Raw genomic sequence first — 13,286 nt, forward strand, 5'->3', positions numbered from 1 at the left:
CCCGCCCGCCGGCGGCTCTACCTGGCCGCCGGCACCGCCGCGACCTTCGACGCCGCGGTCCAGGAGCTGCCCGCGCTGCGGCTCGCCGTCCGCGGGGTGGAACCGGAGCCGGTGAGCCCCGGCGAGCTGGCGAACTGGCTGGACCACGGGCTGGTCACCGGTGCCTGGGGGCTGGCGGTGACCGTGGCCGACGCACCGCTGGCCGGCTGCTGCGGCGGCGCGGCGCCCGGCGTCCGCACCTGCTGCTCGGGGTGGCCGTGGGCCTGGCCACCGCCGCCTCGACCCTGCCGGCCCGGTGGCGGCAGGCCACCATGCGCGCCCTCACCGACCAGGGGACGGCGACCCTGGACGACGAGCTCGCGGCGCTGCTGGACTCCCCCACCAGTTGATGTCGGCCCCCGTGCAGGGGCCCGCCGGCCCCCGTCCCGAGGCTCGCCCCGAGCTTGCGAGGGGTGAGGAGGACGGGGTGTCTCATCAGGCGAGCTCGAGGGGGTCCAACTGGACGCGCACGTGCTCGGGCGCCTTCTTCGCGCTGCGCACCCCCTGCACCTCGTGCAGCGCGCGGGCCAGCGCCACGCCGTCGCTGCGCCGCACCCGGACCAGGTACCGCTCGCGCTCGCCCTCCTGCCCGGGGCGGGGCGGCTCGGGCACCGGCCCGAGGACGTCGGCCCCCTCGGGCAGCCGCAGGGCCGCCAGGAACTCGGCGAGCGACGCCGACGACGCCGACAGCGAGGCCATCCGGGTGATCGGCGGGAACCCCAGCTCCCGCCGGTCGGCCAGCTCCCGGGTGGCCAGCCCGGCCGGGTCCCAGCGCACCAGGGCCTGCACCACCGGGTGCGCGGCGTCGGCGGCGACCACCACGTGCCCGCCGGGGCGGACCAGCGCGGCCGCGTTCATCCAGCGGCGCATCGTCTCCTCCCCCGCCCGCAGGTCGGCGCGGCCCAGCAGCGCCCAGGAGTCCAGCAGCAGCGCGGCGCCGTACCCGCCCTCGGCGACCGGCTCGGCCCCCGGGGTGGCGACGACGATCGCCGGGTCGCCGGGGACGGTGGCCAGCACCCCGGAGGTCCGGCCGGACACCCGCACCGCGGCACCCGGGAAGGCCCGGCCCAGCTCCTCCGCGGTGCGGGAGGCGCCGATGACCGCGGCCCGCAGCTTGGCGCCGTGGCAGTGCGGGCAGTCGAAGGTCGCCGCCGGCCGCGCGCACCAGCGGCACGCGGCGATCCGGACCCCGCCGGCACCGGGCGACGGCGCGATGCCGAGCGGTCCGGCGCAGTGCGCGCAGCGGGCCGGGGCACGGCAGCGGTCGCAGACCAAGGAGGGGACGTAGCCGGAGCGGGGCACCTGGATGAGCACCGGCGTCCCGTCGGCCAGCGCCCGGCGGGCGGCGGCGAAGCCGAGCGTGGGCAGCCGGGCCGACCGCGCACCGGGGTCGCGGGCGAGCTCGAAGTCGCTGCCCAGCGCCTCCACCCGCGGCGCGGCGGCCCGCAGCGCGGCGCGGTCGGCGACCAGCTCGTGCGCCCAGCCGGACTCCACCAGCAGCGCGGCCTCGGCCGTGCGGGCGGTGCCGGCGACCACCGCGGCGCAGGAGGCGAGATGTGCCCGGTGCACGAGCACGTCGCGGGCGTGCGGGTAGGGGGCGCGGGGCTCGGCGTGCAGGTCGTCACCGTCGTCCCAGATGACGACCACGCCGAGGTCGCGCACCGGGGCGAACACCGCCCCGCGGGTCCCCAGCACGACCTGGGCGGTGCCACGCGAGGCGGACAGGAAGCGTCCGTAGCGGGTGTCGGGGGCGGCGTCGGCGCGCAGCACCGCGACCGACCCCGCGGGCAGCAGCCGCTCGGCGGCGGCGGCGAGCCGGTCCAGGTCCTTGCCGTCGGGGACGACGACCAGCGCCCCCCGCCCCCCGGACAGCGCCGCCTGGGCCAGCTCGGCCAGCCGGGTGGGCCAGTCCTCCCCCGGCAGCGCGGTCCACACGGCCCGGGCGGGGTGGCCGGCGGCGACGGCGCCGAGCAGCTCCGGGCCGGTCGGGTAGCGGGCGAACCCGGCCGGGTCGGGGGCCGCCGGCGGCGGGGGCGGGTCGAGCCGCGGCTTCTTCTCCGGGGCGCCCCGGCGCGGCGGCAGGGCGAGCCGCAGCACGTCGGTCATCGAGCCGGCGTAGCGGTCGGCGACCGACCGGGCCAGCTCGGCGACCTCGGGGGTGAGCACCGGCTCAGCGGAGACCACCTTGGCCAGCGGGGCGAGCTTGCCGGTGTGGTCGGTGCTGCCGGCCAGCTCGAGGACGACGCCGTCGACCAGCTTGCCGGCGAACCGCACCCGCACCCGGCAGCCGGCCACCACCTGCTCGGCCAGCTCGTCGGGGACGGCGTAGTCGAAGGGCCGGTCCAGGTGCGCCAGCGGCACGTCGACGACGACCCGGGCCACCCGGGCGGTGCGGGCGTCCGGGGCGTCGAGGAGCGTGCTGGTCAGCTAGACCGCCAGCGTGGACTTCAGCGCGTCGACCCGGTCCAGCCGCTCCCAGGGCAGCTCGACGTCGGTGCGGCCGAAGTGGCCGTAGGCCGCGGTCGGCGCGTAGATGGGCCGGAGCAGGTCCAGGTCGCGGACGATCGCGCCGGGGCGCAGGTCGAACACCGCGCTGATCGCCTTCTCCAGCGCCTCCTCGGGCACCGTGTTGGTGCCGAAGGTCTCCACGAACAGCCCGACCGGGTGGGCCGCGCCGATCGCGTAGGCGACCTGCACCTCGCAGCGGCGGGCCAGGCCGGCCGCGACCACGTTCTTGGCCACCCAGCGCATCGCGTAGGCGCCGGACCGGTCGACCTTCGAGGGGTCCTTGCCGGAGAAGGCACCGCCACCGTGCCGGGCCATGCCGCCGTAGGTGTCGACGATGATCTTGCGGCCGGTGAGCCCGGCGTCGCCCATGGGGCCGCCGATGACGAACTTGCCGGTCGGGTTGACCAGCAGCCGGTAGCCGGTGGTGGGCAGGCCCAGCGCGGCGAGCTCGGGCTCCACGACGAGCTCCTGCACGTCGGGGGCGAGCAGGGTGTCGATCGAGATGTCCTCGGCGTGCTGCGAGGAGACGACGACGGTGTCGACGGCGACCGGCCGGTCGTCCTCGTAGACAACGGTGACCTGGGTCTTGCCGTCGGGCCGCAGGTAGGGCACCGACCCGTCCTTGCGGACGGTGGACAGCCGCTTGGACAGCCGGTGCGCCAGCGCGATCGGCAGCGGCATCAGCTCGGGCGTCTCGTCGGAGGCGTAGCCGAACATGAGGCCCTGGTCCCCGGCGCCCTGGCGCTCGATCAGGTCGTCGGCGACCGCGGCGCGGTGCTCGGCGTCGCTGAGGCCGGCCGTGCGGGCCTCGTAGGCGGAGTCGACGCCCTGCGCGATGTCCGGGGACTGCGCACCGAGGGAGACGCTGACGCCGCAGGAGGCACCGTCGAACCCCTTGCGCGAGGAGTCGTAGCCGATGCCGAGCACGGTCCTGCGCACGATGTCGGCGATGTCGACGTAGCCGGAGGTGGTGACCTCCCCGGCGATGTGCACCTGACCGGTGGTGATGAGGGTCTCGACGGCCACCCGGCTGCGCGGGTCCTGCTCGAGCATCGCGTCCAGGATCGAGTCGCTGATCTGGTCGGCGATCTTGTCGGGGTGGCCCTCGGTCACCGACTCGGAGGTGAAGAGACGGCGTGGCACTCGGTTCTCCCTGCGATCGGTGGCCGCACGCGGTGGTCGCGTCCGGTTGGTGGGTGGCCCCGACGGCTGAGGTTACCGGCGCGGACCGACAGCTGTCCGGCGTGCCCGCGGGCTGTGGACGTGCGGTGCGGAGGAGCCGTCAGCCCGACCCGGTGGCCGCGGCGGCGACCGCGTCCCAGACGCCCGCGGCGACGACGTCCTTGCGGCCGGCCGGGAGGGGCGTGACGGTGCCGTCGGCGGCGAGCACGGTGACCTCGTTGTCCGCGCGGCCGAAGACCTGCCCGGCCGAGACGTCGTTGACCACCAGCAGGTCGACGCCCTTGCGGGCCAGCTTGGCGCGGGCGTGGCTGAGCACGTCGCCCTCGGCGTCACCGGTCTCGGCCGCGAAGCCGACCACCTGCTGCCCGGGCGGCCGGGCGGCCACCAGCTCGACCAGGACGTCGGGGTTGCGGACCAGGTCCACCGACGTCGGCTCGCCGGTGCTGCCCTTCTTGAGCTTGCTGGCGGCGACCGTGCCGGGGCGGAAGTCGGCGACCGCGGCGGCCATGACCACGACGTCCGCGGACGGCGCCTCGGCGGTCATCGCCGTGCGCAGCTCCTCGGCCGAACCGACCGGGACGACGCGGACGCCGAACGGTGCCGGCACCTCCACGTTGGCCGCGACCAGCACGACCTCGGCGCCGCGGGCGGCGGCGACCCGGGCCAGCGCCCAGCCCTGCATGCCGGAGGAGCGGTTGCCGAGGAACCGCACCGGGTCCAGCGGCTCGCGGGTGCCCCCGGCGCTGATCAGCACCCGGCGGCCGGCGAGGTCCGGCCGCAGCGCCGCGGCACCGGCAGTGAGGACCACCTCGGCCAGCGCGGCGACGTCGGCGGGCTCGGGCAGCCGGCCGGGACCGGAGTCCGGGCCGGTCAGCCGGCCGACGGCGGGCGGCAGCACGACCGCGCCGCGGCGGCGCAGGGTGGCCACGTTGTCCTGAGTGGCCGGGTGCAGCCACATCTCGGTGTGCATGGCGGGCACGAACACGACCGGGCAGTGCGCGGTGAGCAGCGTGGCGGTGAGCAGGTCGTCGGCCCGGCCGGACGCGGCGCGGGCGAGCAGGTCGGCGGTGGCGGGGTTGACCAGGACGAGGTCGGCGGTCTGCCCGATCCGCACGTGGGCGACCTCGGGGACGTCGTCCCACACCTCGGTGGAGACGGGGTTGCCGCTCAGCGCCTCGAAGGTGGCCGCGCCGACGAAGCGCAGCGCGGACGCGGTGGGCACCACCCGCACGTCGTGCCCGCGCTCGGTGAGCGCGCGCAGCAGCAGCGCCGACTTGTAGGCGGCCACGCCGCCGCCGACGCCCAGCACGATCCGGCTCATGCCGCCCATCCTCCCCCAGGCACGACGAAGCCCCCGGCGGCTGCCAGGGGCTTCGTCATCAGTTCGGGGGTGTCGGCCTAGTTCTCGCCGGCGGTGTGGGTCAGCAGGCCCTCGTTGATCTCGCGCAGCGCGATCGAGAGCGGCTTCTCCTGGGGTGCGGTGTCGACCAGCGGGCCGACGTACTCCAGCAGGCCCTCGGAGAGCTGGCTGTAGTAGGCGTTGATCTGGCGCGCGCGCTTGGCGGCGTAGATGACCAGCCCGTACTTGCTGCTGGTGCGCTCGAGCAGCTCGTCGATGGGCGGGTTGGTGATGCCCTCAGGGGCGGGTGCGACTCCGGACACGGGCGGGCGTGCTCCTCAACTCGGTGTGCGGGCGGGCGGCGGAGGTGCTCCGCTCGGTCGCCTCGGGTGCGCTTCCGCGCCGGTCAGGGACCGGCGGGCGGTGGCGCAGTCAGCAATCGTACCAACTCGTCCGCGGCCCGGGCCACGTCGTCGTTGACGACCACCACGTCGAACTCCCCGGCGGCGTCCAGCTCGGCCTGCGCGAGGGCCAGCCGGCGCTCCTGGACCTCCGGGTGCTCGGTGCCCCGGCCGGCCAGCCGGCTGACCAGCGCCGCCCACGAGGGCGGGGCCAGGAAGACGAGCTGTGCCTCCGGCGCGCGCTCGCGCACCTGGCGGGCGCCCTGCAGCTCGATCTCCAGCAGCGCCGGCGAGCCGGCCCGCAGCTGCTCGTCGACCGGGTCCTTGGGGGTCCCGTAGCGGTTGCCCGCGTACTCCGCCCACTCCAGGAGGCCGCCCTTGGCGATCAGGTCGTCGAAGAAGGCGTCGTCGACGAACCAGTAGTGCTCGCCGTCCACCTCACCGGGCCGCGGCTTGCGGGTGGTGGCCGACACCGACACCCACACCTCGGGGTGCCGGCGCCGGACCTCGGCGACGACCGTGCCCTTGCCGACGCCGGAGGGGCCCGACAGGACCGTCAGGCGGGCGTGCGGACGGGCCACTCCGGGCGTCCTCGGGACGGGCGTCGGTCGGGACAGCGACGTGCTCAGACGAGGCCCTCGGATGGGACCTGCTCGGGCTGCACCTGCTCGCCGGCGAACTCGGCCTCGAGCGCCCGGCGCTGGTTGGCGCCCAGGCCCCGGACGCGGCGGGTCGGCGAGATCTCGAGCCGCTCCATGATCTTGGCGGCGCGGGCCTTGCCGACGCCCGGGAGCGACTCCAGGACGGCGGAGACGCGCATCTTGCCGATGACCTCGTCGGTCTCGCCCTGCTTGAGGACGTCGCCGACCGTGGTGCCCTTGCTCTTGAGCTTCTCGCGGAGCTCGGCACGGGCCTTGCGGGCCGCAGCGGCCTTCTCCAGGGCGGCGGCGCGCTGTTCGGGTGACAACTCGGGAAGGGGCACGGAGCAACCCAATCGTGATCGTGCCGGTGGTCGTACCCGGCGGTGTTCTTGGTCTGGGGCACTGCTGCCGAACGGCTCGGTCATGAGCCTGGCGCCAACCTAGTCACCTCGAACTCGCTGGTCACCCGGTACCCGGTTGTCCCAGCCGTACTCGCGTGTGCTGGCACCTCCGGACGGCGGACCGTGCGGTGCCGTAAGCAGCCCGTCACTGCAGGTCAGGGGCCTCGTCACCGTCCGCAGGGCCCGCGTCACCGCGCAGCAACCTGCCGGCCACCGCAGCGACCACCAGCGTCCCCGTGAGCGTCATGCCGAGGCCCGCGACCTGGAGCGCCCCCAGCGCGACGGAGAGCCCGCCCCAGCAGTCCGCGCCGTCCGGGCAGACGAGGGGCTGGTAGCTGCCCGAGTACGTGACCACCGGTCCGGCACCGCCGGCGAGGACAGCGGTGCAGCCACCCACCACGAGCGCGGCACCGGCCGCGCCGAGCGCCGGCACCACCCACGCGGCGGGCCGGGCTCGGCCCCGGCTCCAGCCGGCCAGCCCGGTCAGCACCACCAGGCCGGCGCCGAGCAGCCCGAGACCGGCCAGGTGGCCCGTCGTCCACACCACCGCCCAGCGGTCGTCGAACTGCAGGTCCAGCCGGCTCTCGTAGGCGCTGGAGGCGCCCAGCGGCGCGTAGCCGGCGAACGGGGTGCCGTGGCCCGGTGCCGTGTTCGTGCGCCAGAAGAGCGCGACGCCGGCGGCGGCCAGGCCGGCGCCGGCGACCCCGACCAGCCAGGGCCCCGGTCTCACCCGGCGAGCTCGGCCGTCCAGCGGTCCGCTGCGGCGCGCAGCGCGGTCGGGTCGGGCCCCGCCCGCAGCACGTCCCGGGAGACCGTGGGGACGACGGCGCGCCCCGCCCCGAACAGTCGGCGCAGGTCGGCCACCGACCCGCCCTGCGCGCCCAGCCCCGGGGCCAGCACCGGCCCGCCGAGCCCGTCGAGGTCGACGTCCAGCTCGGCGAGGGTGGCGCCGACGACGACCCCGAAGGACCCGGTGCCCGGGCCCCACCGCCCGGCGACGTCCCGGACGGCGCCGATGTCCGGGAGGGGGTCGCCCACGACCCAGGCCGGGGTGTTCCAGCCGCGCACGGTGTCGACGACGGCCTGGGCGACCGTCCGCTCCCCCACGCGGGCGTGCTGGAAGGTGCCGGCGTCCGGGTTCGACGTCCGGGCGAGGACGAACAGCCCGCCGCCGGTCAGCCGGGCGGTGTCCACGGCCGGCTGCAGCGAGCCCGGGCCGAGGTAGGGGCTGACCGTCAGCGCGTCGACGGCCAGCGGGTGCTCCGGGCGCAGGTAGTCGGCGTACGCGTCCATCGTCGAGCCGATGTCACCGCGCTTGGCGTCCAGCAGCACCAGCGCCCCGGCAGCGCGGGCGCGCACGACGGCCTCCTCCAGCACGGCCAGCCCCCGCGAGCCGTGCCGCTCGTAGAACGCCAGCTGCGGCTTCAGCACGGCGACGTGCCCGGCGAGGGCGTCGACGACGGCGTCGGTGAACCGGGCCAGGCCCTCAGGGGTGTCCGGCAGCCCCCAGTCGGCCAGCAGCGGCACGTGCGGGTCGATGCCCACGCACAGCGGCCCGCGGGCGGCGACGGCGCCGGCGAGCCGCTCGCCGAAGGGCGCGCTCACCGGTGCGCGTACCCGACGGCGTCGGCGAGCCGGGCGAACCCGCGCTGCGCGAGGGCCTCGGCGAGCTCGGCGTGGACCCGGGCAGGCGCCGAGGGGTCGTTGAAGACCGCCGTCCCGACCGAGACCGCGCTGGCGCCGGCGAGCACGAACTGCAGGGCGTCCAGGCCGCTGCGGATGCCGCCCATGCCGAGCACCGGCACCTCCGGCAGCGCCTGGTGCACCTGCCAGACGCAGCGCAGCGCGACCGGGCGGATCGCCGGGCCGGACAGCCCGCCGGTGACCCCGCCCAGCACCGGGCGCATCGTGTCCGGGTCGATGACCAACCCGAGCAGGGTGTTGATCATCGACAGCCCGTCGGCGCCGGCCTCGCTGACCGACCGCGCGATCGCGACGATGTCGGTCACGTCCGGGCTCAGCTTGGCGTAGACCGGCTGGGCCGGGTCGGCGGCCTCCCGCACCGCGGCGACCACGTCGGCGGCGGCGACCGGGTCGCAGGCGAAGACCTCGCCGCGGCTCTCGACGTTCGGGCAGGAGATGTTGACCTCCAGCCCGAGCACGCCCGGCACGCCGCGCAGCCGGCTCGCCAGCTGGGCGAAGTGCTCGACCCGGGTGCCGGCGATGGACACGAACGCCCGGGCGCCGCGCCGGGCCAGCCAGGGCAGGTCGTCGGCGAGCAGGCCGTCGATGCCCGGCCCCTGCAGGCCGATGGAGTTGAGCATCCCGCTGGGCGTCTCGGCCATCCGCGGCGTGGGGCGGCCCGAGCGCGGCTGCAGCTGGACCGACTTGGTCACCACCGCGCCGAGGGCACCCAGGTCGACGAACGGCTCGAGCTCCTGCCCGAACGCCGAGCACCCCGAGGCGGTCAGCACCGGGCTCGGCACCGGCGCCCAGGCCAGCGCCGTCCCCATGTCCACGGTTTCGGCGCCGAAACCCGCGCCGGTTTCGGCGCCGAAACCGGGTACGTCGGTGGTGGTCATGCCGGCAGCACCCCCATCGCGGCGGCGCCGACGACGTCGGCGGTCAGCGTGCCGACGTCGGCGAACCGGACCCGGTCCCCGCCGAACACCGGCCCCTCGGTGCAGGACCGGCTGAACCGGGTGCGCCCGTCGGCGCCGACCACCGGCAGCACGCACGTCATGCAGACCCCGATCCCGCAGGCCATCGACTCCTCCACCGCGACGTAGGAGGGCACCCCGGCCGCGGTGGCCAGCTCCGCGACCGCGCGCAGCATCCCCATCGGCCCGCAGGCGTAGACGACACCCACCTGCCCGACCAGCTCGGCGACGGCGTCGGTGACCCAGCCCCGGCGGCCCGCGCTGCCGTCGTCGGTGAGCACGGTGACGTCGGCCAGCGCGGTCAGCTCGTCGACCGAGCACAGCCGGTCGGCCGTGGCGGCCCCGGCGACGGCGGCGACGTCCGAGCCCCGCTCGCGCAGCGCGCCGGCGAGGCCGACCAGCGCGGCCGCTCCGTAGCCGCCGCCGACCAGCAGCGCGGCCGTACCGGGCTCGGGGAGCGGGAACGGGCGGCCCAGCGGGCCGACGACGTCCACGGTGTCGCCGGGACGCAACCCGGCCAGCCAGGTCGACCCGGGGCCGTGCGGGGCGACGACGACGGTCAGCCGGCCGTCGCCGGTGCCGGCGATCGCGATCGAGCGGCGCAGCAGCATCGCCGACTCCCGGCCGCCGACGGCGAAGGCGACGAACTGCCCGGGCACCGCGCGACCGGCGACCTCCGGCGCGGCGAACGCCAGCTCGACGTAGGCCCCCACCGGACGGCGGCCGACCACCTCGACCACCCGCTGCACCGGCGGCTCCGGCGCCGGTGCCGCGGGCTGGGTGAGCAGGTCGGTCACGCCGTCGTCCCGGCGCGCTCGGCGGCCTGGGCGGCGGCCAGCGCGCGGTGCAGGTCCTGCAGGCTGCGCACGCCCAGGTCACCGCGGCGCAGCGCCTCGACGCCCTGCACGGTGGCGGCCATGCCCTGCACCGTGGTGATGCACGGGATGCCCATGCCCACCGCGGCGGCGCGGATCTCGTAGCCGTCGAGCCGGGGGCCGCTGTTGCCCGGCGTCCCGAACGGGGTGTTGACGACGAGGTCGACGTCCCCGGCGAGGATCCGCTCCACCACGTTGCCCGGGCCCTCGGAGAACTTGCCGACGACCTGGCAGGCGACGCCGTTGCGGCGCAGCACCTGGGCAGTGCCGACCGTGGCCAGCACGGTGAACCCGAGGTCGGCGAGCCGCTTGATCGGGAAGATCGCCGCGCGCTTGTCCCGGTTGGCCAGCGAGACGAACACCGTGCCCGAGGTGGGCAGGTTGCCGTAGGCCGCGGCCTGCGACTTCGCGAACGCGGTGCCGAACTCCGCGTCGATGCCCATCACCTCACCGGTGGACTTCATCTCCGGCCCGAGGACGGTGTCCACGCCCTGGCCCTCGACGGTGCGGAACCGGTGGAAGGGCAGCACCGCCTCCTTGACCGCGATCGGCCCGTCGACCGGGAGGTCGGTGCCGTCGCCGGTGGCCGGTAGGACGCCGGCCTGCCGCAGCGAGGCGATGGTCTCCCCCACCGCGATCCGGGCGGCGGCCTTGGCCAGCTGCACCGCCGTCGCCTTGGAGACGAACGGCACGGTGCGGCTGGCCCGCGGGTTGGCCTCCAGCACGTAGAGGACGTCGTCCTTGAGCGCGTACTGCACGTTCATCAGCCCGCGCACCCCGATCCGGGCGGCGAGCGCCTCGGTGGCCGCCCGGATGTTCAGCAGGTCCGCGCCGCCCAGCGTGATCGGCGGCAGCGCGCACGCCGAGTCGCCGGAGTGGATGCCGGCCTCCTCGATGTGCTCCATGACCCCGCCGAGGTACAGGTCGGTGCCGTCGAAGAGCGCGTCGACGTCGATCTCGATCGCGTCCTCGAGGAACCGGTCGACCAGCACCGGGTGGTCGGTGCTGACGTCGGTGGCCTTGCGGATGTAGGACTCCAGCGTGGCGTCGTCGTAGACGATCTCCATGCCGCGGCCGCCGAGCACGTAGGAGGGGCGCACCAGCACCGGGTAGCCGATGGTGGCGGCGATGTCCCGCGCCTCGGTGAACGTGGTGGCCATGCCGTGCTTGGGGGCCAGCAGCCCGGTGTCGCGCAGCACCCGGGAGAAGGCGCCGCGGTCCTCGGCGGCGTCGATGGCCTCCGGCGAGGTGCCCAGCACCGGGACGCCGGCGTCCTTGAGCCGCTGCGCCAGCGCCAGCGGGGTCTGCCCGCCGAGGGTGCAGATGACCCCGGCGACCGGCCCGGCGGCCCGCTCGGCCTCGACGACCTCCAGCACGTCCTCGAAGGTCAGCGGCTCGAAGTAGAGCCGGTCGGCGGTGTCGTAGTCGGTGGAGACGGTCTCCGGGTTGCAGTTGACCATCACCGCCTCGTAGCCGGCGTCCTGCAGCGCCATGACCGCGTGCACGCAGGAGTAGTCGAACTCCACGCCCTGGCCGATCCGGTTCGGGCCCGAGCCGAGGATCAGCACCGCCGGGCGCTCGCGCGGCTCGACCTCGTTCTCCTCGTCGTAGGAGGAGTAGTGGTACGGCGTCCGGGCGGCGAACTCCGCGGCGCAGGTGTCCACGGTCTTGTAGACCGGCCGGATGCCCAGCCGCCAGCGCAGCCGCCGGACGCCGTCCTCACCGGCCAGCTCCGGGCGCAGCTCGGCGACCTGCCGGTCGGAGAGCCCGTGCCGCTTGGCCCGGGCGAGCAGCTCCGGGGTGAGCGACGGCGCCTCGCGGACCTGCTCGCCGATCTCGGTGACCAGCGCGATCTGGTCGACGAACCAGGCGTCGAAGCCCGAGGCGGCCGACACCTGCGCGACGGTGGCGCCGGCGGCCAGCGCGCGCTGCGCGGTGTAGAGCCGGCCGTCGACCGGGGTGCGCAGCTGCTCGAGCAGCTCCTCGGCGCTGGCGCCGTCCTCCGGCGTGGTCCAGAAGCCGGCGGCCGTCGTCTCGGTGGACCGCATGGCCTTGCCCAGCGCCTCGGTGAAGTTGCGGCCCATCGCCATGACCTCGCCGACGCTCTTCATCGTCGTGGTCAGCCGCGGGTCCGCGCCGGGGAACTTCTCGAAGGCGAAGCGCGGGATCTTCACCACGACGTAGTCCAGCGACGGCTCGAACGACGCCGGGGTGACCCCGGTGATGTCGTTGGTGATCTCGTCGAGGGTGTAGCCGATGGCCAGCTTCGCGGCGATCTTGGCGATCGGGAAGCCGGTGGCCTTGGACGCCAGCGCGCTCGAGCGGGAGACCCGCGGGTTCATCTCGATCACGACCAGCCGGCCGGTCTCGGGGTGGACGGCGAACTGGATGTTGCAGCCGCCGGTGTCCACGCCGACCTCGCGCAGCACCGCGATGCCGACGTCGCGCATCTGCTGGTACTCGCGGTCGGTGAGGGTCATCGCCGGGGCGACGGTCACCGAGTCACCGGTGTGCACGCCCATCGCGTCGATGTTCTCGATCGAGCAGATGACCACCACGTTGTCGCTGCGGTCGCGCATCAGCTCGAGCTCGAACTCCTTCCAGCCCAGCACCGACTCCTCGATGAGCACGGTGTGCACCGGGGAGTCGGCCAGCCCGTGGCCGGCCATCCGGCGGAGCATCGGCTCGTCGGTGGCGATGCCCGAGCCCAGCCCGCCCATGGTGAAGCTGGGCCGGATGACGACCGGGTAACCCACCTCCTCGGCGGTGGCGATGGCCTCCTCGACGGTGCCGCACACCGTCGAGCGGGGGGCGTCGGCGCCGATCGACCGGACGATGTCCTTGAACCGCTGCCGGTCCTCGCCGCGGTTGATCGCCTCGACGTCGGCCCCGATCAGCTGGACGCCGTACTTGTCCAGCACGCCGTTCTCGAACAGGCCGATCGCGATGTTCAGCGCGGTCTGCCCGCCCAGGGTGGCCAGCACCGCGTCGGGGCGCTCGGCGGCAATCACCCGCTCGACGAACTCCGGGGTCAGCGGCTCGACGTAGGTGGCGTCGGCGACCTCGGGGTCGGTCATGATCGTGGCCGGGTTGCTGTTGACCAGGCTCACCCGCAGGCCCTCGGCCTTGAGCACCCGGCAGGCCTGGGTGCCGGAGTAGTCGAACTCGCTGGCCTGGCCGATGACGATCGGCCCGGAGCCGATGACCAGGACGTGCTGCAGGTCGGTCCGCTTGGGCATC

The 13,286-nt window shown here is 75.5% G+C and carries 13 protein-coding genes; 1 reads left to right on the top strand and 12 read right to left on the bottom strand.

Annotation, left to right across the window (positions count from 1 at the left end):
* Positions 1-17: 17 nt before the first annotated feature.
* Entirely contained in the window at positions 18-239 is a 222-nt protein-coding gene (locus tag MODMU_RS15755) for a hypothetical protein (RefSeq protein WP_041795345.1), read from the bottom strand.
* A 12-nt stretch (positions 240-251) separates the two neighbouring features.
* Here MODMU_RS15755 and MODMU_RS28580 point away from each other — a divergent pair, with 12 nt between their 5' ends.
* On the top strand, positions 252-389 hold the full coding sequence (locus MODMU_RS28580) for a hypothetical protein (RefSeq protein WP_014741306.1): 138 nt from the start codon (positions 252-254) through the stop codon (positions 387-389).
* 85 nt (positions 390-474) lie between these two features.
* Here MODMU_RS28580 and MODMU_RS15760 read toward each other — a convergent pair whose 3' ends face one another.
* From MODMU_RS15760 to carB, 11 genes are all read right to left on the bottom strand, one after another.
* Positions 475-2,421 carry a primosomal protein N' gene (locus tag MODMU_RS15760; RefSeq protein WP_014741307.1) on the bottom strand — a complete coding sequence of 649 codons (1,947 nt, stop codon included), beginning with the start codon at positions 2,419-2,421 and terminating at the stop codon, positions 475-477.
* Positions 2,422-2,466: 45 nt separating this feature from the next.
* The gene (metK, locus tag MODMU_RS15765) at positions 2,467-3,690 is read right to left on the bottom strand and encodes a methionine adenosyltransferase (protein WP_014741308.1); all 1,224 of its coding nucleotides are present in this window, start codon (positions 3,688-3,690) and stop codon (positions 2,467-2,469) included.
* Positions 3,691-3,829: 139 nt separating this feature from the next.
* On the bottom strand, positions 3,830-5,050 hold the full coding sequence (coaBC, locus tag MODMU_RS15770; RefSeq protein WP_014741309.1) for a bifunctional phosphopantothenoylcysteine decarboxylase/phosphopantothenate--cysteine ligase CoaBC: 1,221 nt from the start codon (positions 5,048-5,050) through the stop codon (positions 3,830-3,832).
* Positions 5,051-5,127: 77 nt separating this feature from the next.
* Positions 5,128-5,391, bottom strand: coding sequence for a DNA-directed RNA polymerase subunit omega (gene rpoZ / locus MODMU_RS15775; protein ID WP_014741310.1), 264 nt, complete (start codon positions 5,389-5,391; stop codon positions 5,128-5,130).
* A gap of 83 nt (positions 5,392-5,474) precedes the next feature.
* Entirely contained in the window at positions 5,475-6,050 is a 576-nt protein-coding gene (gmk, locus tag MODMU_RS15780; RefSeq protein WP_014741311.1) for a guanylate kinase, read from the bottom strand.
* Between the two features lie 44 nt (positions 6,051-6,094).
* Positions 6,095-6,451, bottom strand: a complete 357-nt coding sequence (gene mihF, locus MODMU_RS15785) for an integration host factor, actinobacterial type (protein WP_014741312.1) — start codon at positions 6,449-6,451, stop codon at positions 6,095-6,097.
* 205 nt (positions 6,452-6,656) lie between these two features.
* On the bottom strand, positions 6,657-7,241 hold the full coding sequence (locus tag MODMU_RS15790; RefSeq protein ID WP_014741314.1) for a hypothetical protein: 585 nt from the start codon (positions 7,239-7,241) through the stop codon (positions 6,657-6,659).
* On the bottom strand, positions 7,238-8,116 hold the full coding sequence (pyrF, locus tag MODMU_RS15795; RefSeq protein ID WP_014741315.1) for an orotidine-5'-phosphate decarboxylase: 879 nt from the start codon (positions 8,114-8,116) through the stop codon (positions 7,238-7,240). Before pyrF ends, MODMU_RS15790 begins: the two co-directional genes overlap by 4 nt.
* Positions 8,113-9,093 (bottom strand): dihydroorotate dehydrogenase, encoded by a 981-nt coding sequence (locus MODMU_RS15800; protein ID WP_014741316.1) that lies wholly within the window; start codon positions 9,091-9,093, stop codon positions 8,113-8,115. The genes pyrF and MODMU_RS15800 overlap by 4 nt, the downstream gene beginning before the upstream one ends.
* Positions 9,090-9,968, bottom strand: a complete 879-nt coding sequence (locus MODMU_RS15805) for an iron-sulfur cluster-binding protein (RefSeq protein WP_014741317.1) — start codon at positions 9,966-9,968, stop codon at positions 9,090-9,092. The genes MODMU_RS15800 and MODMU_RS15805 overlap by 4 nt, the downstream gene beginning before the upstream one ends.
* A complete protein-coding gene (gene carB / locus MODMU_RS15810) occupies positions 9,965-13,285 on the bottom strand; it encodes a carbamoyl-phosphate synthase large subunit (RefSeq protein ID WP_014741318.1) in 3,321 nt (1,106 codons plus the stop codon). The genes MODMU_RS15805 and carB overlap by 4 nt, the downstream gene beginning before the upstream one ends.
* Position 13,286: the final 1 nt, after the last annotated feature.

It is taken from the genome of Modestobacter italicus (genome assembly GCF_000306785.1).
Classification (GTDB): domain Bacteria; phylum Actinomycetota; class Actinomycetes; order Mycobacteriales; family Geodermatophilaceae; genus Modestobacter; species Modestobacter italicus.